Raw genomic sequence first — 22,148 nt, forward strand, 5'->3', positions numbered from 1 at the left:
TAACCAAGTAAGCGAAGAAGCGAAAATAGCTTCTCTTCTTAGAGTTGGTCAAAAATAAACCAAAACCGAGTTTAAGTAGGGAGCCTTGACAGTTTCGTTCATATCAGGAGGCTCCCCGGCACGCCCGCGAACCGCTTGTGCCTGGAACGGAAATCAACAGACTTGTTTAACACAGCCAAATAATAAAAAAGAGAAGACAGTTTCAGTAATTGAAGGTGAGTTTTTTTTACTATTTTTTTATCAGATAAATAGGTGTATCTTAACTGGACAATATATTTATAGTTAAGTAGACTACAACTAAATCAAAAATGCCGCCTTTTTTTCGATCTGGAAAAAAATTTTTGGTCTGCGATTATTGGAAAGCATCAGGAAAAATCCTGCCACCTAAATTACTATAGAGGAGAAATGAACATGTTAGAATTTGATACATCTATGGACCAACTCGCCACGATTAAAGTCATCGGTGTAGGCGGCGGGGGAAATAACGCCGTGAATCGTATGATTGAAGAAGGCGTTGAGGGTGTAGAATTTATTGCCGTTAATACCGATGCACAAGCTCTTCATCAATCTAAGGCAGCCGTCACAATGCAAATCGGTACAGCATTGACAAGGGGTTTGGGAGCAGGAGCAAATCCGGAAATAGGCAGAAGAGCTGTGGAAGAAAGTAAACAGCAAATCAAGGAAGTGTTGGAAGGCGCAGATATGGTTTTTGTTACAGCAGGAATGGGCGGTGGAACAGGAACAGGCGCAGCGCCTGCCATTGCTGAAATTGCCCGAAATCTTGGTGCGCTGACAATTGGGGTTGTAACACGTCCGTTTAAATTTGAAGGCAAAAAGCGTGCAACGAACGCAGAAAATGGAATTAGCGGTATGAGGGAAGCGGTAGACACCTTGATTATTATTCCTAACGATCGCTTATTAGAGATAGTAGATAAAAAGACACCGATGATTGAAGCTTTCCGTGAAGCGGATAATGTACTACGACAAGGTGTTCAAGGAATTTCCGATTTAATTGCTGTACCAGGTTTAATCAATCTAGATTTTGCTGACGTGAAGACGGTTATGTCCCATAAGGGAACTGCGTTAATGGGAATTGGGATTGCCAAAGGTAAAGATCGTGCTGTTGAGGCTGCACAGAAAGCTTTAAATAGTCCATTACTTGAAACTTCGATTAATGGTGCTCATGGTGTAATCATGAACATAACTGGGGGGAATAATTTAAGTCTGTTTGAAGTACAGGAGGCAGCAGATATCGTTGCTTCTGCTTCTCATGAAGAATTAAATATGATTTTTGGTTCAGTTATAAACGAGAACTTAGTAGAAGAAATTATTGTGACGGTTATTGCCACTGGTTTCACTGAGAAAGAGGATATAATAATTCCAACAGCTACCCAGCCGTCAATTGAAGAAATACCCAATCCATATCAAAGGGAGCAACGAGTACAACGTAATCCAATCCACCGAAGTGAACCAATGCAAGATTATGACAGACACCCAGAACAGTCTGAAGAATCTCTAGATATTCCAGCGTTCTTGCGTAATCGAAGAAGAAGATTTTGATATAATAGAAAATCCCTAAGCGGTAGATATACAAATTCTATCTAGCTTGGGATTTTTTTATTGTTAGTATTAATATGGCAGGGTTTTCATCATTTCAATTACCTCATTAATCAATCGTTCGAATTGATTATGTCTGTTTACTTGCCAATACCATGCTCATTTCCCCTCCAGGAGCTTGAACGGAACGAATTAATACTTCTGTACTATTTCTATGATTAAATCTAATGAATATTGCGAATTTTTATGACTTTTATAACTCTTGTAATAATGCAATACCATTCTAGTATGTTATAATACTATCAAATTAAAATGAGGCGGGAGGGAATGTTATGATTATTCGAAGCAAAGCGAATGTGGAGCAGTTTTGTGAGAGATTTGGTGATTTGGCGAGCTGGGATGGTTCTAAACACTACATCGCCATAGAAGATGAAGAAAATAATGGAGTACTTACGTTTATGCAATATCCTGATGGTACACTGACTGCACATAGGAAATACCAAACGTATTGGGATATAAAGGAATTCCCAGTTGATACTAAAGATATTTGGCGGTATAGAAAAGTAATAAATTATTTCTTGAAAAATACTGATAATTAATATAGGCGACTCTGATTTTTCGGAGTCGTTTTCATCTTCTTGCAAACTCTATTTGTTATGCATTAATCACTTCATTTATGAAAAACTACAAGAGAGCCAAAACATTGAAAGAAAGAGGTGAAAATGTGAATGTAACAAATCCTACAGATTATGAAGTACACCTTTTTCATGAAGGAAGTTTGTATGAAAGCTACAAAGTATTTGGTGCTCATCTTGAAACGCAAAAAGGGGTAAAGGGTACTCGCTTCTCTGTTTGGGCTCCTCATGCTATTGAAGTTAAAGTGGTCGGAAACTTCAATAAATGGGATGGCAGCAATCATGGAATGTCTAAGCTCAATAACGAAGGAATATGGTCCATATTTATACCAGGCCTCCTAGAAGATGAAATCTATAAGTATCAAATTGAGACAGCCGCCGGAAATACGTTCTTAAAAGCAGATCCCTATGCATTTTATTCAGAGCTCAGGCCTCATACTGCTTCTGTTATTTATAATATTGAAGGATATAATTGGAAAGATCAAAAGTGGTTCGAAAATAAAAGAAAGAAAAGGGTTTATGAAGAACCACTTGCCATTTACGAGGTTCATTTAGGTTCATGGAGAAAAAAGGATAAGGAAACATTTTATACATATAGAGAGTTAGCTGATGAACTGATTCCATACGTGCTTGAGCATCATTTTACACATATTGAAATGATGCCGCTCGTTGAACATCCGTATGATCGTTCATGGGGATATCAAGGAACAGGATACTTTTCTTCGACAAGTCGATATGGCAATCCACACGATTTAATGTATTTTATCGACCATTGCCATCAAAATGGTATCGGTGTTATTCTTGATTGGGTTCCTGGACATTTCTGTAAGGATGCCCATGGTTTATATATGTTTGATGGCCGGCCTGCCTATGAATATAAAGATGTATTTGTCCGAGAGAATGAGGTGTGGGGAACAGCAAATTTTGATTTGGGGAAAGGTGAAGTCAAAAGCTTTTTAATTTCTAACGCCTTATTTTGGATGAAATACTACCACGTTGATGGATTTCGTGTGGATGCGGTTGCCAATATGTTGTACTGGAATGCTGGGGGTATATTTCAAAAAAATGAATACGCTGTTTCCTTTTTACAAAGTCTGAATGAAGTAGTTTTTGAGACAGATCCTACAGTCTTAATGATTGCAGAAGATTCGACAGATTGGCCGCTTGTCACAGGACCTACTTATGAAGGTGGTTTAGGCTTTAACTATAAATGGAATATGGGTTGGATGAATGATATTTTGAAATATATGGAGGCGGAACCTCGGGATAGAAAGTATTTGCATGATAAAGTAACTTTCTCTATTATGTATGCTTACTCTGAAAACTTTGTCCTACCATTCTCACATGATGAAGTTGTACACGGTAAAAAATCACTTTTAAATAAAATGCCGGGCGATTATTGGCGGAAATTTGCCCAGCTACGCTTATTATATGGGTTTCTAATGGCGCACCCCGGTAAAAAGCTCCTATTTATGGGTGGAGAATTTGGTCAGTTTGATGAATGGAAGGATTTAGAGGATTTAGATTGGGAATTAGACGAATTTGAGATGCACCGCGTTTTACATCATTACTTTAAAGAATTGATGCAGTTCTACAAACGTACGAAAGCATTGTGGGAGCTAGATCATTCAAATGAAGGATTTGAGTGGATTGATGCTAATAACAAAGATCAAAGTATTTTCTCTTTTATAAGAAAAGGAAAAAAAGAAAGTAATCTTCTTATTATCGTTTGTAATTTTACCGAAATCGTATATGAAAATTTTAAAGTTGGGGTTCCATCCTACACCTATTACCATGAAATTTTTAATAGTGATGCGGTTTCCTTTGGTGGCTCTGGGCAAATAAATAAAAAGAAGATCAAATCCGTTGATAAAGCGTTTCATAACCAGACAAGTCATCTAGAAATGACGATCCCGCCTTTCGGTATATCCATCTTACGACCAGTGAAAACAAGAAAGGGGAGTAAAAGATATGGGAAAGAAAAAACAGTGCGTAGCCATGCTGCTAGCAGGCGGTCAAGGTAGCCGATTGAGTGCACTAACAAGAGATAAAGCAAAGCCGGCGGTTTCATTTGGAGGGAAATATCGAATTATTGACTTTCCATTAAGTAACTGCACAAACTCAGGAATTGATACGGTTGGAGTATTGACTCAGTATCTGCCCCTTGTATTGCATACTTATATTGGAATTGGAAACGCCTGGGATTTAGATAGAATTAGTGGCGGCGTTACCGTTTTGCCTCCCTATTCGGAGACGGCAGGTCTTAGGTGGTATAAAGGTACGGCGAACGCGATTTATCAGAATATAAATTATTTAAAACAATACAATCCAGAATACGTCCTCATTCTGTCTGGAGACCATATTTATAAAATGGATTATTCTAAAATGCTCGATTATCATATTGATAAGGAGGCAGATGTTTCCATCTCTGTCATTGAGGTGCCTTGGGAGGAAGCAAGCCGTTTTGGGATTATGAATACAAATGTGGATTTAGACATTATTGAGTTTGAGGAAAAACCGAAAGATCCAAAAAGTAACTTAGCATCGATGGGAATATACATTTTTAAATGGCCGGTTTTAAAAACCTTTTTAGAAATGGATGATAAAAACCCTGAATCATCCAATGATTTTGGCAAGGATATAATTCCACTACTACTCGAAGAAAAGAAAAAGGTTGTGGCTTATCCATTCAAAGGTTACTGGAAGGATGTTGGGACTGTAGGCAGCCTGTGGGAGGCGAATATGGACTTATTAAAAGAGGAAACGAACTTGGATCTTTATGACCGGAATTGGAGAGTCTACTCGGTTAATCCAAACCATCCGCCACAATATATCGCACCGACTGCTCACATCGAAGAATCATTAATAAATGAAGGCTGTATTGTAGAAGGGACAATTAAGCATTCCGTTTTGTTCCAAGGAGTTACAGTGGAAGAAGGAAGTGTAATCCATGACTCTGTGATCATGCCAGATGCCCGAGTCGGGAAAAATGCGGTGATTGAGCGCGCTATTATCGCTCCAGGAATGAAAGTGGAGGACAATGCCGTAATTCGCCCTTCAAAGAACAGTGATGCCGTCATATTGTATGCGGAGGAAGATTAGTTAAAAATTCAGAAAAGGAAGGGCGATTCTATGCCGTGCTCAATGCTTGGAATTATTAATGCAACTAATGAATTTGACACGTTTAAAAACCTAACTGCTCATCGGTCTCTCGCATCACTTCCCTTTGCCGGCCGATATCGATTAGTCGATTTTATGTTATCAAATATGGTGAACTCAGGCATTACGAATGTAGCTATTTTTACGGGAAAAGAAGTCCGTTCACTGATAGATCATTTAGGATCCGGTAAACAATGGGACTTGGACAGAAAGCGTGATGGTCTGTTTGTCTTTTCTCCTGAGGGCACTTCTAGAATCGAGCGATTTGGTTCCTTTGCCCATTTTGCGAAAAATATTACTTATTTTTTACGAAGTAAACAAAAATACGTAGTAATTACGAATTGCAATACAATCGGATCCATTGATTTTTGTAAAATATTAGATCACCATATCGAAAATGAAGCAGATATTACTGAAGTTTTTCATAATGGACAATCGCTGCAAACTTACATTTTGGACAAGAATTTATTACTCTCTCTGTTTGAACAATACAAAAATCAAGGATATTACACGATTTTTGATGTTATACATGATAAACGTCATAAATTTAAAATTAATATGTATGAATGGGCTGGCTATATTACCACAATTGACTCTCTCCAAAGCTACTATCAAAATAGTTTAGATTTGCTGCAGCCAACCGTATGGAAGCAGGTTTTTACTAAGAATGAGCCAATCTTTACGAAGGTAAAGGATGAGCCGCCAACACAATATAAAAATGCTGCAAAGGTTACGAACTCGATGATTGCAAATGGTTGTATTATTCAAGGAGAAATAGATAATAGTATTCTTTTCCGTTCGGTTAAAGTTGGAAAAGGAGCTGTGATTCGTAATTCTATTATTATGCAGAAGTGTCAAATAGGAGAGAATTGTATTCTAGATAGTGTAATTTTGGATAAGGATGTCAAGATTGATAATGGTGTACAATTGGTAGGTACGAGAGAGAAACCCTACCTAGTAGAAAAAGGGAAAGTCCAAAAGGGGCGTTGAGAATACGTGAAAGTTTTATTTGCAGTATCAGAGTGTGTTCCGTTTGTCAAAACAGGGGGCCTTGCGGATGTAGCGGGTGCACTTCCTAAGGCGTTAAAAAAATTAGGGACTGAAGTACGTGTTATTTTACCAAATTACAGTTTAATTCCTGAGAAACTTAAAAATTTATTTCATTTTCAACAAGCGATAAATGTACAGTTAGGATTTCGCAGTCAATACTGCGGTATCCTAACTGCTGAGCATGATGGAATAACCTATCATCTGATTGATAACGAATATTATTTTTTTCGAGATTCCTTATATGGTCATTATGATGATGGTGAACGATTCTCATTTTTCTCTAAGGCCGTTCTAGAGTGTATTCCGCATCTCGATTTCATTCCAGATGTGATCCATTGCCATGATTGGCATACAGGAATGGTAAATTTTGTACTAGATGCTAATTATCGTCATATACCAATGTATAAGGATATTAAAACAGTCTTTACGATTCACAATTTACAATTTCAAGGGATTTTTCCATATGAGGTGATGAGTGAGCAGCTAGGATTAGGCCATCAATATTTTAATAGTGAACAACTTGAATTTTATGGGAATATTAGCTTTATGAAAGGTGGTATTATTGCATCTGATATTGTAACCACTGTCAGCCCCACATATAAAGAGGAAATTCAAAATCCATATTTTGGGGAAAGACTTGACGGGTTATTACGAAAATATAGTCATAAGCTAATTGGAATTGTAAATGGAATTGATGATACAGTGTATAATCCTAAAATAGATCGTGATATTGCTCTACCTTATGACCTCGAATCCCTAGAAGGCAAAGTGGAAAATAAACAAGAATTACAGCAATATTTTGGGCTGCCAGAAAAAGAAAGTACGCCAATCATTGCCATGGTCACACGCTTAACAAGTCAAAAAGGCTTGGATTTAGTACTCCATGTATTTCAAAATATGATTCAGGAAGATATCCAATTCATAGTGCTTGGTTCAGGAGACCCTACATATGAAAACTTCTTAAAGCAAATGGCACATAAGTATCCGGATAAAGTACGAGTATACTTGGGCTTTAATGAAACGCTGGCACATCAAATTTATGCGGGGGCTGATTTATTTTTAATGCCTTCACAGTTTGAACCCTGTGGATTAGGACAGCTTATTGCCTTACAGTACGGAACAATCCCCATTGTCAGAGAAACCGGTGGCTTAAATGATACCGTCCATTCTTTTAATGAATTTACTGGTAATGGTAACGGCTTCACTTTTAAGAATTTCAACGCCCATGATATGCTCCATACCATTAAAAGAGCCATTTATTTTTATCATCAAAAAGAATACTGGACTAACTTAGTAAAAAAGGCAATGGGTCAAGATTACAGTTGGTTGCAATCTGCTAAGGAATATAACGAAATTTATGAGGATTTACTGAAGGACATAAAATAATATACAAATAAATTATGAAACTTAAGGGAGACCAATGTCAATAAACATAGGTCTCCTTTTTACTTACTAATCATATGCTAGTCCTTCAAGAAGATGTTTATACCTTTTCGCGGCAAGGTTATGCTTGATTCTTTTTCCTAACTTTGTTCATAAGAAGCAAGTTAGAAGAATAATATTAATATAGTGTGTGGATTACTATTTGGGAGGAATAAACATGAATGATGTTTTTGAGAAAACAGCTAGATTCGAACACCGTTTCTGGCTCCAAATATTAGGTGATCATTCAAGGTTTATATACGAATCGTTAGCCCCCGTTCAAACAGAGGAAATTGAAACGACTTTAACATTTATAAGAGAATTTGACACATTACTTGAGCGTACGGAATCCGCAAATTTATGGACATTATCCAGGGAAGCTGAATCCGAAGTTATAAAATTAAGAGAATTTAAATTGGAATTATTAAGAAAACATCTGATTGGAAAAATAAAAATTCACCTTTCACCTACCTTTATAAATCATATGGTAAATGAATTAGAGGAGTATTTAAGAATTTTAGAGCACTTAAAGGCTGGGGAAGTCCCGCCTGTGTATCACGAGCTCCACCATCACCTATTATGGTTATTGGATGCGGCGGGGCATGCAGAAGCAATATCCACCAATTTAGATGGTGTTGAAAAAAAACTTAGAGAAAAAAGTAATTCATATTTGAAGAACTTTGAGAATTTCTACTTAAAATCCGTGGAGCTTGCAGGGTATTTAAGAACCAATTTAGCGTCTTTTCCTGCTTTGGATAAAATGAACTTAGACAGTCAATTAGAAATTAAGTTATTTCAAAACTTTCTACAGGAAATAGAAGAACTTAGACTAAGTAAGCAAGCATTAGGTACCTTTGCCCCCTTAATGGCGGATCATATGTATCGTGAAGAATGTTATTATCTAATGAAGTTAGCAGAATCGACAAAACTTGATCCACCCAACTGTGATCCTGCTAAACCTAGACTAAAAGAATGAAAACTAAGCATCAATAATAGAGAGGGGGAAAGTATCCGCTCTCTTTTGAGTTTCTGTTGCCTTATTAAAAGCAAGTAAACGATTGGATTTGTCGTAAGTTATTCAATAGTTATTTACCTATCAACTTGTACTTTCGTATAAGTGTATTTATTTTTCAGTAAAACTCCTTCCGGACCTAAAAACGGTGTCATCTAGGCATTTACCTGCATATGGTAAATCAAGTCATACAAATGTTTGAAGGGGGGATCTATTTGTACAGGCAATTTCAAGAACAAACCTTTGTTAATGATACTTATCCTGGAAACTTTATGTTGCTTGACATGAGGAAAGGTGATGTTACAGGTGACGGTATAGCAGATTACGTCTATTTATATGGAAGAAAAAACGGTGAAACTGAAGTCTTTGCTGATCAAATTACACTCGTCATTCAAGACGGGCGTTCGAAACGGATTTCATCTATTAATCTTCAAAATAATACTGGATATAATGCTCAGCTTTTTCTCGGGGATTTTTCTAATGATAATATATTGGATATTTTGGTAAGTATTGAAACGGGGGGAAGCGGAGGATACGGTATTTTCTATATTTACTCCTATAGAAATAATATCCCTATGCTATTGTTTGATGTTGAAAAATATAATAAAAGTTATAGATTCAAAGTCAATTATGAGGATTTTTATAAAGTGACTGTAGGAAGCCCTTCGTTAGATTTGCTTTTCACCCTAGACATTAGTTACAAAGGTTATGATTATCTATCTGAGCTCTATGATGAAAATGGAAAATTAAAACAGCCAGTTCAGGGCGAGGTTCTTGCAGCAACTGCGTTATATCCCATTGTTACAAATGGAAAAGGAATAAATTATGATTTACTCGTTCTTCAACGGATTATTGGTACATCTAATGCGGATACATTAGGTTATGTCGAAAACCTTTTAACATGGAATGGAACTCAATTTATATCCACATCATTGGCAACAGAGATTTTTGGAACAAAGTTAAGCAGTACGTACTAGTGTCGAGCTGCATTTTTTATCAGCTAGGAGGTAAATGGATGACTAAATTTTTTTCGTTTCATGGAACTGTCACCATGATTACTGACCTTGTAGGTCAAAATGGTACAGGAGAAGGCTGTAATAAATTAATATCTGTAGAAAACGGCACGGGAGCAATTGTGAATTTCGTGGTGTCATCAACGACTTATTTTGTTGACCATGCAATTGTGGCTATAGGAGATCGCGTGACTGGTTATTATGACGGAAATGCACCTGCTATTCTTATTTACCCTCCACAATATCCAGCGCTTGTCATGGTTAAAGATAGCCCATATCAGAATGTAAAAGTTGATTACTTTAATAGTGAATTAGAGAGTAGTGATGGACGGTTACGATTAAATATATCTCCATATACCCAAATACTTTTAACAAATGGGCAACCCTTTACAAGAAACCCCGCGAACAGGAATCTTATTGTCATTTATGGACCAGCCACCAAAAGTATCCCCGCCCAAATCACACCTTATAGAATTATCGTTTTGTGTTAGGAATGGTAAGAACATTGTACAAGGTTTTTTCCAAAATCTATAGTATCAATCCACGAGGGTGTACATTATGAGAAATAAAAGGGAAATTCAAGGTCAACCACAAACAATGATTGGTCAAGCATGGACTGGTAGACATGTGATCTTGCTCCATTGTACAAACCATAATCAATTCTTAAATCTTTATAAAAGTTACCATGCTCCAATTGAGCCGCCACGGCAAAATTGTGCAGAAACTTTGTCACAATTACTAAGTATCGGTTATCGCATTATGGCGGTCACTCCCATCTCAGCCAATCATATTCAATATTTTTTGGTCCTAGGAGATTAAGAAAAAAATGAACCCCTTCACGAATGAGGTGGGTTTATTTTTTGTTCTCCAATCTGGGCCCCGAAAATATGTATTGACAAAGTGATTGAATACTACTAAAATTAAAAATTATTTAACAATAATGTAAATCTTAAGACTTGATGATGGTTGAATAATTTTTAGTGGGGATTTTGAACCTTTGGTTCTTCTATTCAAAATTAAATAATAAGCAAGCTATGATTGCTATGGGTCAAACTATAGCAGGAGCAGCTTCTGGAGAGACCGCAGAAATCTGCGGCGCCGAAGGGTTCACAATCTCAGGCAAAAGGACAGAAGAGTACGTATTTTATTTGTTATTCTGATAAAAGAGTGATAAATATTATTTGTTATTCTTATGACCATGAGATTGGAGCTGATCCAGTCTCTTTTTTTATGGTTTTTAACCTTTTGCTCATCAATTCACAACATGAACTTTACAAAAATAAGGAGGAAATGAAAATGGCACAGCAAGAATTAAAACGAGATTTAAAAGATCGTCATGTACAACTCATTGCGATTGGCGGTACGATTGGTACAGGTTTATTTCTTGGTTCAGGAAGAGCGATCCAGTTAGCAGGTCCATCTATCATATTTGCTTATTTAATCGTTGGTATTGCTTGTTTTTTTGTGATGAGGGCACTTGGGGAACTGCTATTATCGAATGCGGGCTATCAATCATTCACGGATTTTGCGGAAGAGTACATTGGACCGTGGGCTGGTTATGTGACAGGATGGACGTATTGGTTTTGTTGGATCATGACCGCCATGGCTGATATTATTGCTGTGGGGGTATATGTGCAATATTGGTTCGATATTCCGCAATGGATACCTGCTTTAATCTGCTTAATTGTATTATTGGGATTAAATTTACTAACCGTAAAGCTATTTGGAGAGTTAGAGTTTTGGTTTGCAATCATCAAAGTAATTACCATTCTAGCTTTAATCGTAATAGGAATCATTTTATTGGTTATTGGATTTCAAACCGATTCGGGAACAGTTTCAATCAAGAATCTCTGGGGACACGGTGGTCTTTTTCCAAATGGGATATCAGGTTTCTTTTTGTCTTTTCAAATGGTTGTTTTTGCATTTGTAGGTGTTGAATTAGTGGGTGTCTCCGCAGCGGAAACATCTAATCCTCGAAAAAATATTCCATCTGCCATTAATAAAATCCCGTTGCGAATTCTATTTTTCTATGTGGGAGCCCTTTTCATTCTTTTATGTATCAATCCTTGGACAGAACTGAATGCAGCTAATAGTCCATTTGTTAAGACGTTTAGCTTAGTAGGTATTCCAATTGCAGCAGGAATTATTAATTTTGTTGTCTTGACATCAGCTGCTTCAGCGTGTAACAGCGGATTATTTTCAACCAGCCGAATATTGTTTAATTTAAGTGGTCATAAACAGGGACCTGCTAAATTTGCTAAATTAAATAAAAACCATGTACCAAGTAACGCATTATTTATTTCCACTCTTGTTCTATCAGCCGGTGCTCTTTTAAGTAAACTGATTCCAGAACAAGCCTTTGGTATCGTGACAACGATCAGTGCGATTTGTTTTATTTGGGTTTGGAGCATCATATTAATTTGTCATTTGCGCTACCGGAAATCACGTCCTGATTTACATGAAAAGTCGATTTTTAAAGCACCGTTCACACCGTTTATCAATTATGTCGTCCTAACGTTATTTGCACTCATTCTTATTATTATGCTATTTGCCGAAGCAACTCGTACCGCTTTATTATTAACACCTGTTTGGTTCATTCTTTTATTCATTTTATATTCATTAAAAAAGAAAAAGGGTGTCAGACTGATGTCTCAAAACATACACTCTTCATAATAATGTTTTTTCGATAGTGAGGAGTGTGCGTTATGAAGTTTGAGATGCAAAAGGCGAATTTGCTTGCTGAAAATATCAATGGGTTTATAACATATGTTCAAAAAAGTCATATCAATAAAAACAGCAACAGGTTTGCACCAGACAAATTGTTTCAAATAAAACTTCTTATTGAAGAGTATAAGTTTCAGATCCTTTCAGATGAATTGTTTAGAATTAATAAGTTTGATTGGGATGAAAAGTATACGTATTATTTAGTGGATCAATTTAAAGAAGGGCTCAAAATTATTGAGGAATACGTAAAAAATAGTTACGATGAATTATTTCTGTTAACTGGCAGACTTTACACGTTAAAGAATCTTAGTGAATCATTTAATAGAAGTGAATAATGTGATGACCTTCTTTCCAAAAGAAAATACTAGTTATTTCTTATTGTCACATGAAAATTATCGTGATACTATTAGATGAAATTAAATTCCTTTAAATTGGTCCAGAGAGGCCAAAAAGGCGAAAGTAAAATTCATATATACTTTGTTACGTATATGAATGCCCTTTTGTCCTTTGGATGAAAGGGCATTTTATTTTTGCCAACTATCTTTTAATCATAGTCCAGAGAGGCTTGAAAGGAGAACGACAGAAATGGATTATCGCAGAAAAACAGTAGTCGCATCAGTTGCAGGGTTAACATTAGAGGGCATGGATATCATGTTTATCTCCTTTGCCATGTCAATGATTATTGCTCAGTTTCATATTGACATGGTGGCAGGCGGTCTCATTTCTTCTATTACAAATCTAGGAATGCTAGCTGGGGGAGTCATTTTCGGTATATTAGCAGATAAATTTGGGAGAGTTAAAATCTTTACTTACACAATTCTACTATTTGCTATCGGTACCGCATTAACCGGCTTAGCCGAAAATATTGAACAAGTTTACATCTTTCGATTTATTGCCGGCTTAGGTGCAGGAGGGGAATACGGGATCGGTATGGCGCTTGTAGCGGAAGCGTGGCCAAAAAATAAACAAGGACGAGCTTCTTCTTATGTCAGCGTTGGTGCTCAATACGGTGTGATTCTTGCTGCTCTTCTTAGTGCAATCATCCTTCCTTCATGGGGCTGGAGGGGATTGTTTTTCACCGGATTGGTTCCGGTTATCTTCGCCTTTATCGTCAGAAAGAAATTGGATGAATCACCTGAATGGTTGAAAACCCAGAATAAAAAACAACTTGTACCCAGAGAATGGAAATTAAAGCAATTGTTTGCGACGCCAAGAACCTCAGTAACAACGATTGCTCTAGCGATCATGGCAACTGTCCAAATTGCTGGATATAATGGTTTGATGATTTGGCTTCCATCTATGCTGCAACAATCCCAAGGTTTGTCGGTTTCAAACTCTGCCCTTTGGACGATTAGCACTGCGGCTGGTATGATTGCAGGAATGTTAACCTTTGGACACTTTATCGATCGCTTTGGGATGAAACGCTCATATGGAGTCTTCTTATTCGCATCAGCGGTCGCTGTCTTTTTATATGCCTATGCGTCAGGGAGTGCTGGTCTATTAATCGGGGGTGCAATCGTCGGGTTCTTCTCGAATGGTATGTTTGCGGGTTATGGGGCATTAATAAGCAGTTTCTATTCAGTAGAAATTCGAAGCACAGCAACCAACACAATCTTTAACTTTGGACGAGCATTAGGAGGATTATCTCCAATATTAGTAGGATATATCTTGCAGCATGCTAATGTTACGGCAGCAATGGGATATCTCGCACTACTCTACTGTATCTCCTTTATCGCAATGATTAGCTTGAAAAAAGGAAAAACTACTGAAGTACAAGACATTAGCTTATCTAAAGCAGTTTAAAATGAAAGAAGGAAACATTCAGGCATTGGGATTTTAAAATCCAATGCCTTTTTCAACTAGTCTAATAGCAAATTATTCGTTAACATTTACCTTTATATTAGTTGGTCGCCTCCAAACAATTAGACCAGCAAACATAAGATAAAATAACACTGTTTTTTCATAATCTATTTGGATAATAGAAAAACATTGCGGAGAATTGTGTGAATTATTTGTAAAAAGATAATAATAGAGTAATAATGAATTAATAATTACTTACGATGAGAGGATGTATAATCTTTGGAATGGAAAAAAGCTCTGAGAGACCTTCTGCCTGATGAACAAATAAGTGAAAATCCTACCATTTTAGAACATCATAGCAAGGATGAATCGTATCATCAACCTGTAAAACCAGATATCGTGGTTTTCCCTAAAAGTAAAATAGAGATTTCAGAAATTATGAAAATAGCATATAAGTATAAAATACCAGTTGTCCCTTTTGGGGCAGGTTCCAGCCTAGAAGGACATCCAATCCCCGTTTCAGGCGGAATCTCAATGGATTTTCAATTCATGAATCATATCATTGAAGTTAGGGAAAAGGACCTTCTTATTAAGGTACAACCAGGTGTGACTCGAAAACAATTAAATAAGGCACTTAAAAAGTATGGTCTCTTCTTTCCAGTTGACCCTGGTGCAGACGCGACGATTGGCGGGATGACGAGTACGAATGCCTCAGGTACAACCACTGTTAAATATGGTGCCATGAAAGATGTAGTTAGAGGACTTGAAGTAGTTTTAGCAAATGGGGAAATAGTAAACCTAGGCGGGTTAGCGGCAAAATCTTCTTCAGGATATAATTTAACACCTTTATTTGTTGGCTCAGAAGGAACATTAGGAGTTTTTACTGAAATCACTTTAAAAGTTTTTGGAATTCCGGAAGCGACACTTGCTTGCAGAGCTGTCTTTCCTTCTGTCGATCATGCGATTAAGGCCGCGAATGCTATGGTCTCATCAGGCATCCCCATAGCCCGTATTGAACTTGTAGATGCTCGTTCTATGAAACAAGTAAATATACATAACGAAACTATATACCCTGAGCAGCCAACTCTATTTATGGAGTTCCACGGAAATGAAGAAGGGATAAAGGCCGATGTTAAATTTGCGAAAGAATTAGCAGACTTAGAAGGTTGTTCTCAATTTGAATACGAAACAGACTCTCTGAAAAAAGCGAAGTTGTGGGAGGCACGTCATACCCTTGCATATGCCTTTAAACATGGTTATCCAGCGAAGAAAAATATGAGTACGGACGTGTGTGTACCATTATCTAAGCTTCCGGATGCCATTTCTCATGCAAGTTCGTTACTTGAAGAGTATGGATTGATTGGCGGTATCGTAGGGCATGTAGGAGATGGAAACTTTCATGCATTAATTATGATTGATCCGAAGGACCCTGTTGAGTCAGATATGGCACATACTGTTAACCAAAAAATTGTAGAATTTGCGATTGAATGTGGCGGGACAGCTACAGGCGAACATGGAATTGGACTTGGAAAAATTGACTATCTATATAAAGAACATGCTAGTACTATTCATCTAATGAAAATGATAAAAGACCAATTTGATCCACTTGGTATATTAAATCCTGGGAAAATGTTTAAATCAAAGTAGGGCTAATATATTGATATATTCAAAGATTTTACGAATTTTCGGAAATTAGGTTGACATCGTTGGACAAACCGTGATATAAACACAATAAGAAATTTTAGCGCTTAAAAGCATAAAAGTGTGAAATAATATTGAAAAAGTGAAATATACAGGGGGAAATACGATTATGGAACAAAGTAGCAAAATTTTAGACTGTACCATTCGAGATGGAGGGCTAGTTAATAATTGGGACTTTAGTGTCGAATTTGTTCAAGACTTGTATGAAGGTCTTAGTGCTTCAGGTGTTGAATACATGGAGATTGGTTACAAAAATTCTCCTAAACTTCTTAATGCGACCGAGCCAAATCCATGGAGATTTCTTGATGATAACTTCTTGAAGGAAATTATCCCTGTGAAAAAGTTCACCAAGCTATCAGCTCTAGTAGATATTGGGCGTGTAGATCCCAACGATATTCTCCCTCGTGAACAAAGTGTTCTAGATATGATTCGTGTGGCTTGCTATATCCGTGAAGTGGATAAGGGCTTAGAACTTGTCCAGATGTTCCATGATTTGGGTTATGAAACTTCCCTTAACATTATGGCATTATCAAGTGTACCTGAACAACAGCTGATTAAAGCGTTTGAATTGGTGAAGCAAAGCCCTGTTGATGTGGTCTATATTGTTGATTCTTTTGGTAGTCTAGACCCAGTAGATATTGAGCATCAAGTAAAGAAATTCAAAGAGATGATCCCTAACAAACAACTGGGAATTCATACACATAACAATATGCAGTTAGCCTTTGCCAATACATTAACTGCACTTAGAAATGGGGTTACCTACTTGGATTCGTCTGTATATGGCATGGGACGGGCAGCAGGTAACTGTAATACAGAACTTCTCGTTAGCTACATCCAAAAATCAAGCTATGAGATTAAACCAGTTCTTGGAGTTATTGAGAAACATATGCTTGAAATGCGTGAAAAGTGGGAGTGGGGCTATATCATTCCTTATATGATTTCAGGTGTACTGAATGAACATCCACGTGTGGCCATGGCTTACCGTGACAGTGCCGACCGTGATAAATTCGTCGATTTTTATGACAAAGTAACATCACCCGAAAGTACAGTGGCTACAACTTTAAAATAGTTTAAATTACTCAATGTACCTCTTTCGTAGGGGTACTTTTTTTATTTTTACTAACGGCAACTTCCACAAAGAAATCTGAGCCTTAAAAGGATATAATGAATTTTGTGCGATTCCACGCAGTTCAATAAGGAGGTATGCCACCTGAAATCCAAAAACATATCGCTACAGATAAAAATATTTGGGCTTGTTCTATTACTAGGGTTATTTTTAATCATTTTGTTAACAGTATTTTTCAGTTATATGGAAAGTAAACAAATAGAGGAAAACAGGGGCAGGATGGCGCTTGAAATTTCGAGAACGGTTTCATTTATACCCACGATTATTTCTTCGGTTCAGACAAATGATCCATCCAAAACAATACAGCCTTTAGCAGAGAAGATTCGGAATGAAACCGGTGCAGAGTTTGTTGTCATCGGAAACAAAGAGGGGACAAGATTTTCGCATCCTTTACCATCGATGATTGGTAAGAAAATGAAAGGTGGAGATAATGAGAGGGCAATTAAGCAAGGGGAATATTATGTGTCTAAGGCTAAGGGTTCACTCGGGCCTTCAATAAGAGGAAAATCACCTATTTTTAATAAAAAGGGTGAAGTGATCGGAATCGTTTCTGTAGGTTTTTTGCTTGAAGATGTCCATCAGCAAATTATAAATAATCTTAACAAGGTACTTCTTGTATCTCTTTTCGCATTTTTGGTTTCTCTTTTTGGAAGTATCCTTCTGGGAAAAAATATTCGCAAAGATACCATGGGGCTAGAACCTTTTGAAATTGCTGCACTATATAAAGAAAAGAATGCTGTACTTCATGGAGTGAAAGAAGGGATTTTAGCTATTAATAAAGAGGGATTCATCACGATGATGAATCAGCCTGCTAAAAGACTATTACAAATAAACGGGTCAGTCCGTCATATAAAAGTAGATGGCCTGTTTCCTTCTGATTATTTATATGAAGTTTTAAAATCAGGAAACCCACAAGTTGATAAAGAAATGGTCTGGAAAGATAAAACTGTTATTGTCAACTGTACTCCACTCTTTGAAGAGTCTGGCGTAAGTGGAGTGGTTGCTTCTTTTCGTGATAAAACAGAAATTGAGCAAATGTTAAACACCCTATCAGAAGTAAATAGCTATTCGGAAGATCTTCGTGCGCAAACACATGAATATACCAATAAGTTATATGTGTTATTAGGACTGCTGCAGCTAGGAGAAACCGAACAGGCCATTGAAATGCTCCAATCTGAAACACAGGTGTTGCAATTTCAGAATTCTATTGTTTTTAACCATATCAAAGACACGAAAGTCCAAGCTATTCTGTTAGGAAAATTGGGTAAGGCTTCTGAAAAGAAAATAAAGTTTGAGATCATTTCTGATAGCTTTTTAAAGGAATTGCCATCCCATTTTAAACTTTCGAACTTAATTGTAATTCTTGGAAACCTAATTGACAATGCCTTTGAAGCTGTTTATGGTGTGGATTCTCCCACGGTAAAATTCTTCGCTACAGATATTGGCAGTGATATCATATTTGAGATTTCGGATAATGGGAAAGGAATAACTGATGTGGAAATTCCACTCCTTTTTTCAAGAGGGTTTACATCTAAAGAAGGGTCTGAGCCGAGGGGATTTGGCCTATCCAATGCAGAGGATGCTGTGTTGGAAATGAATGGTATGATTGAGGTGCAGAGTACCAAGGAAAGTGGAACTATTTTTACCGTATACCTGCCGAAGGAAATTGAGAGGAGTGAAAAACTTGAATAGGATAAAAGTAGCGATTGCAGAAGATGATTTCCGAATAGCCGATATCCATGAAAAATTTTTAAATAAGTTTAAGGAAATCGAGGTTGTGGGAAAGTCATTAAATGGTGAGCAAACTCTAGACCTGCTAAAGGAGAAAATCCCCGACTTATTGATTCTTGATGTCTATATGCCAGATATGCTAGGGTCTGATTTGCTTCCCATCATTCGAGAGCGTTTCCCAAAGATAAGCATTATTATGGTCACAGCTGCGACTGATAAGATTTTCCTCGAAAAAGCTTTAAGCTACGGAGTAGAAAATTATTTAATTAAACCTGTAAATAGAGAAAGATTTGAAGAAGTGGTCTTAGAATTTATTAAAAAACACTCTATTCTATCGTCAGGCCAAGAGGTTGACCAGAATTATGTTGACCTTCTGTTCGGTAAAAATACGACTGAAAAGTTGGGGAAGGGTACTGGATTACCTAAAGGAATTGATGAAATTACCCTTGAAAAGGTGAAAAACACTCTTCAATTGAAAAACCAGGGTCTTTCTGCTGAAGAAGTGGGAAAGGAAATTGGTGCATCTCGAATTACAGCACGGAGATATCTTGAATATCTTTCCTCTATAAAAGAGGCAAAAGCGGAAGTGGTGTATGGAATTGTCGGGAGGCCAGAGAGAAAATATTATTCTGTTAAGTGAGGATGCTAATTGGCATCCTTTTTGCGTGTTAAGATAGCTGTGAACAAAATGAACTAAATATAGAATAATGTACGATAATAACTTTATTTTGGAAACGTTTTCACCTTAGAATATTTAGATTATTATTAATTTACTAACAAAAGGGGTGAAGATGATGCTGGCAACTTTAGGATTTTTAATGATTTTTATTTTTATGATACTTATTATGACAAAACGTCTATCAGCTATGATCGCTTTAATGGTGGTGCCGGTTGTATTTGCATTAATAGGTGGATTTGGAAAAGAATTAGGACCAATGGCGCTTGAGGGGATAAGAAGCGTAGCACCAACAGGAATCATGATTCTTTTTGCCATTCTCTTTTTTGGAATTTTGATAGATGCAGGTGTATTTGATCCGATCATCTCGACAATCTTGAAAGTCGTAAAAGGGGATCCTGTAAAAATAGCGATTGGAACAGCAGTCCTTGCGTTATTAATTTCCCTTGATGGTGATGGAACGACTACATATATGATTACCATTTCAGCAATGCTTCCTTTGTATAAACGTATTGGCATGAGACCTCTGGTCCTGGCAGGAATTGCTGTATCTTCTTCAGGTGTGATGAACCTTCTTCCATGGGGAGGACCAACTGCTAGAGCAATGACAGCACTTCATCTTGAGATGGGGGATATCTTTACACCGGTAATCCCAAGCATGATAGGCGGCGTGTTGTTTGTATTATTTATGGCTTATTGCCTTGGTAGAAAAGAGCGCAAACGTGTAGGAGTTGCAGAAATAGATTATAGCACGATGTCAATGATGGCAGCTACTTCTGAGGATGCTTATCTAAAACGTCCAAAACTAATTCTTGTAAACTATCTATTAACTATTCTACTTTTAGTTGCTTTAATCCAAGAATTACTGCCTTCTACCGTATTGTTTATGATAGGTTTTGCCATTGCGATTACGCTTAATTATCCAAATATAAATGAACAAAAAGAACGAATCATGCACTACGCGGATAATGCATTATCTGTTGTTTCCATGGTATTTGCTGCAGGGATTTTTACGGGTATTCTTTCAGGGACGAAAATGGTGGATGCCATGGCACATTCGATGATTACTCATATTCCTGATGTTTTGGGCTCCCATTTTGCCCTCATTACAGCAATAGCTAGTGCTCCATTTACATTTTTTATGTCCAATGATGCCTTTTATTATGGAGTTTTACCATTGCTTGCTAAAGCGGCAAGTGTGTATGGAATTGATCCAGCAATGATTGGAAGAGCATCACTATTAGGATTACCGGTTCATTTATTAAGCCCATTAGTACCGTCCACTTATTTATTAGTTGGTATGGTTGGAGAAGATTTCGGCGATCTTCAGCGCACATTTCTAAAATGGGCATGCGGATCAACTGCGGTGATGATTTTAGTTGCGGTTCTATTGTCAATTATTCCAATCTAAAAGTTAGATCATGGTCCAAAGACTCATATAAGAGTTTTTGGACTAAATTTGATTTTAAGGGAGTAGAATAAAGGAGAGTTTTATGGAAGTATTCTTACTTATTGTATTAAATGTCATTTTGCCTGTATTTGCCTTAATAGGAGCTGGTATCTTTCTCCATCGGAAATTTAAGTTTGATATGAACACTTTATCAAAGCTAAATACATACTTTCTCATGCCTTGTGTCAGTTTTGTCAATATTTATCAAAATAATGTTGGCGGGGAAACACTTTTGCATATTCTTGGCTTTTTAGTAATACAATGTTCATGCTTAATGATTATAAGTAGTCTAATATCTAAAGTGGCAAGATTTGATAACGGACTGTCTTCCACTTTTAAAAATAGTGTCGTCCTAAATAATTCTGGAAACTTTGGTTTACCTGTTAGTCAGCTCATTTTTCAACATAACCCTTTGGGTGCATCCATACAAATTGTTGTCATGATATTTCAAAATTTGCTTACCTACACATATGGATTACTGAATTCTGTTTCCGTTGATCAAAATGGATTAAATGCAATGAAGGAGTTTCTAAAAAACCCTGTCATATATGCCTTTTTATTAGGATTGTTCCTCCATATGTATCATATCGACGTCCCAACTTTTCTATGGACTCCAATAAACAATACCTCCAATGCATTTTTGGCAGTGGCGCTAATTACATTAGGGGCACAAAGTGCTAATATAAAAATCAGTCGTTTTTCTTTACCGCTGTTTTTAAGTATATTTGGTCGTTTAATCTTATCTCCAGCCATTGCATTTATTATTATTTTAACTTTAAAACTGGATGGAACTACAGCACAGGCGTTGTTTATTGCAAGCTCGTTTCCAACATCAAGAAATAGTGCTTTGTTCGCATTAGAATATGGAAATCATCCAGAATACGCTGCACAAGTTGTATTGTTATCTACTTTACTTAGCGCGATTACAGTAACCACAGTTGTATTTTTATCGACAATTTTATTTTAACTTTTTAAAGACCGTTTATTATTTAAACGGTCTCGTTATTTAATAACTATATTGTTAAACTCAATAACATTAAATATAATTAGAATAGTTTGATAGTTAATTAGAATAAAACAACCTTAAGAAGA

General features: G+C 36.8%; 19 protein-coding genes and 1 riboswitch. All 19 genes read left to right on the forward strand.

Going from position 1 to position 22,148, the window contains the following annotated elements:
• Window positions 1–411 precede the first annotated feature (411 nt).
• The 19 genes from ftsZ to M3610_RS26270 all read left to right on the forward strand — a co-directional run bounded on the left by ftsZ (window position 412) and on the right by M3610_RS26270 (window position 22,023).
• Window positions 412–1,560 (forward strand): cell division protein FtsZ, encoded by a 1,149-nt coding sequence (gene ftsZ, locus M3610_RS26180; RefSeq protein WP_251463427.1) that lies wholly within the window; start codon window positions 412–414, stop codon window positions 1,558–1,560.
• Window positions 1,561–1,889: 329 nt separating this feature from the next.
• Complete coding sequence (locus M3610_RS26185; RefSeq protein WP_098575195.1) at window positions 1,890–2,156, forward strand: hypothetical protein; 267 nt, start codon at window positions 1,890–1,892, stop codon at window positions 2,154–2,156.
• Between the two features lie 125 nt (window positions 2,157–2,281).
• Window positions 2,282–4,216 carry a 1,4-alpha-glucan branching enzyme gene (gene glgB / locus M3610_RS26190; protein WP_251463428.1) on the forward strand — a complete coding sequence of 645 codons (1,935 nt, stop codon included), beginning with the start codon at window positions 2,282–2,284 and terminating at the stop codon, window positions 4,214–4,216.
• The gene (locus M3610_RS26195) at window positions 4,164–5,294 is read left to right on the forward strand and encodes a glucose-1-phosphate adenylyltransferase (protein WP_251463429.1); all 1,131 of its coding nucleotides are present in this window, start codon (window positions 4,164–4,166) and stop codon (window positions 5,292–5,294) included. Before glgB ends, M3610_RS26195 begins: the two co-directional genes overlap by 53 nt.
• Window positions 5,295–5,324: 30 nt before the next feature.
• Window positions 5,325–6,341 carry a GlgC family sugar phosphate nucleotidyltransferase gene (locus tag M3610_RS26200; RefSeq protein ID WP_098575198.1) on the forward strand — a complete coding sequence of 339 codons (1,017 nt, stop codon included), beginning with the start codon at window positions 5,325–5,327 and terminating at the stop codon, window positions 6,339–6,341.
• Between the two features lie 6 nt (window positions 6,342–6,347).
• Window positions 6,348–7,787: a glycogen synthase GlgA gene (glgA, locus tag M3610_RS26205; RefSeq protein ID WP_251463430.1), complete on the forward strand. Its 1,440-nt coding sequence runs from the start codon at window positions 6,348–6,350 to the stop codon at window positions 7,785–7,787.
• A 214-nt stretch (window positions 7,788–8,001) separates the two neighbouring features.
• Window positions 8,002–8,799, forward strand: coding sequence for a DUF2935 domain-containing protein (locus M3610_RS26210; RefSeq protein WP_251463431.1), 798 nt, complete (start codon window positions 8,002–8,004; stop codon window positions 8,797–8,799).
• Between the two features lie 251 nt (window positions 8,800–9,050).
• Window positions 9,051–9,812: a VCBS repeat-containing protein gene (locus M3610_RS26215; protein ID WP_251463432.1), complete on the forward strand. Its 762-nt coding sequence runs from the start codon at window positions 9,051–9,053 to the stop codon at window positions 9,810–9,812.
• A gap of 38 nt (window positions 9,813–9,850) precedes the next feature.
• Window positions 9,851–10,339 carry a hypothetical protein gene (locus M3610_RS26220; protein WP_251463433.1) on the forward strand — a complete coding sequence of 163 codons (489 nt, stop codon included), beginning with the start codon at window positions 9,851–9,853 and terminating at the stop codon, window positions 10,337–10,339.
• A 67-nt stretch (window positions 10,340–10,406) separates the two neighbouring features.
• On the forward strand, window positions 10,407–10,667 hold the full coding sequence (locus M3610_RS26225) for a hypothetical protein (RefSeq protein ID WP_251463434.1): 261 nt from the start codon (window positions 10,407–10,409) through the stop codon (window positions 10,665–10,667).
• A 242-nt stretch (window positions 10,668–10,909) separates the two neighbouring features.
• Window positions 10,910–10,989: riboswitch (glycine riboswitch) on the forward strand.
• Window positions 10,990–11,144: 155 nt separating this feature from the next.
• Complete coding sequence (locus tag M3610_RS26230; RefSeq protein WP_251463435.1) at window positions 11,145–12,521, forward strand: amino acid permease; 1,377 nt, start codon at window positions 11,145–11,147, stop codon at window positions 12,519–12,521.
• A gap of 32 nt (window positions 12,522–12,553) precedes the next feature.
• On the forward strand, window positions 12,554–12,907 hold the full coding sequence (locus tag M3610_RS26235) for a hypothetical protein (RefSeq protein ID WP_251463436.1): 354 nt from the start codon (window positions 12,554–12,556) through the stop codon (window positions 12,905–12,907).
• A 250-nt stretch (window positions 12,908–13,157) separates the two neighbouring features.
• Window positions 13,158–14,375 (forward strand): MFS transporter, encoded by a 1,218-nt coding sequence (locus tag M3610_RS26240; RefSeq protein ID WP_251463437.1) that lies wholly within the window; start codon window positions 13,158–13,160, stop codon window positions 14,373–14,375.
• A 276-nt stretch (window positions 14,376–14,651) separates the two neighbouring features.
• Complete coding sequence (locus tag M3610_RS26245; RefSeq protein WP_251463438.1) at window positions 14,652–16,019, forward strand: FAD-binding oxidoreductase; 1,368 nt, start codon at window positions 14,652–14,654, stop codon at window positions 16,017–16,019.
• Window positions 16,020–16,182: 163 nt separating this feature from the next.
• Window positions 16,183–17,142, forward strand: coding sequence for an aldolase catalytic domain-containing protein (locus M3610_RS26250; protein WP_098575207.1), 960 nt, complete (start codon window positions 16,183–16,185; stop codon window positions 17,140–17,142).
• Window positions 17,143–17,244: 102 nt separating this feature from the next.
• Window positions 17,245–18,891 carry an ATP-binding protein gene (locus M3610_RS26255; protein ID WP_311315861.1) on the forward strand — a complete coding sequence of 549 codons (1,647 nt, stop codon included), beginning with the start codon at window positions 17,245–17,247 and terminating at the stop codon, window positions 18,889–18,891.
• A complete protein-coding gene (locus M3610_RS26260; RefSeq protein WP_251463439.1) occupies window positions 18,884–19,570 on the forward strand; it encodes a response regulator in 687 nt (228 codons plus the stop codon). The genes M3610_RS26255 and M3610_RS26260 overlap by 8 nt, the downstream gene beginning before the upstream one ends.
• Before the next feature lie 154 nt (window positions 19,571–19,724).
• A complete protein-coding gene (locus M3610_RS26265; RefSeq protein ID WP_251463452.1) occupies window positions 19,725–21,017 on the forward strand; it encodes a CitMHS family transporter in 1,293 nt (430 codons plus the stop codon).
• A gap of 82 nt (window positions 21,018–21,099) precedes the next feature.
• Window positions 21,100–22,023 carry an AEC family transporter gene (locus tag M3610_RS26270; RefSeq protein ID WP_251463440.1) on the forward strand — a complete coding sequence of 308 codons (924 nt, stop codon included), beginning with the start codon at window positions 21,100–21,102 and terminating at the stop codon, window positions 22,021–22,023.
• Window positions 22,024–22,148 lie beyond the last annotated feature (125 nt).

This window comes from Neobacillus sp. MER 74 (assembly GCF_023714155.1).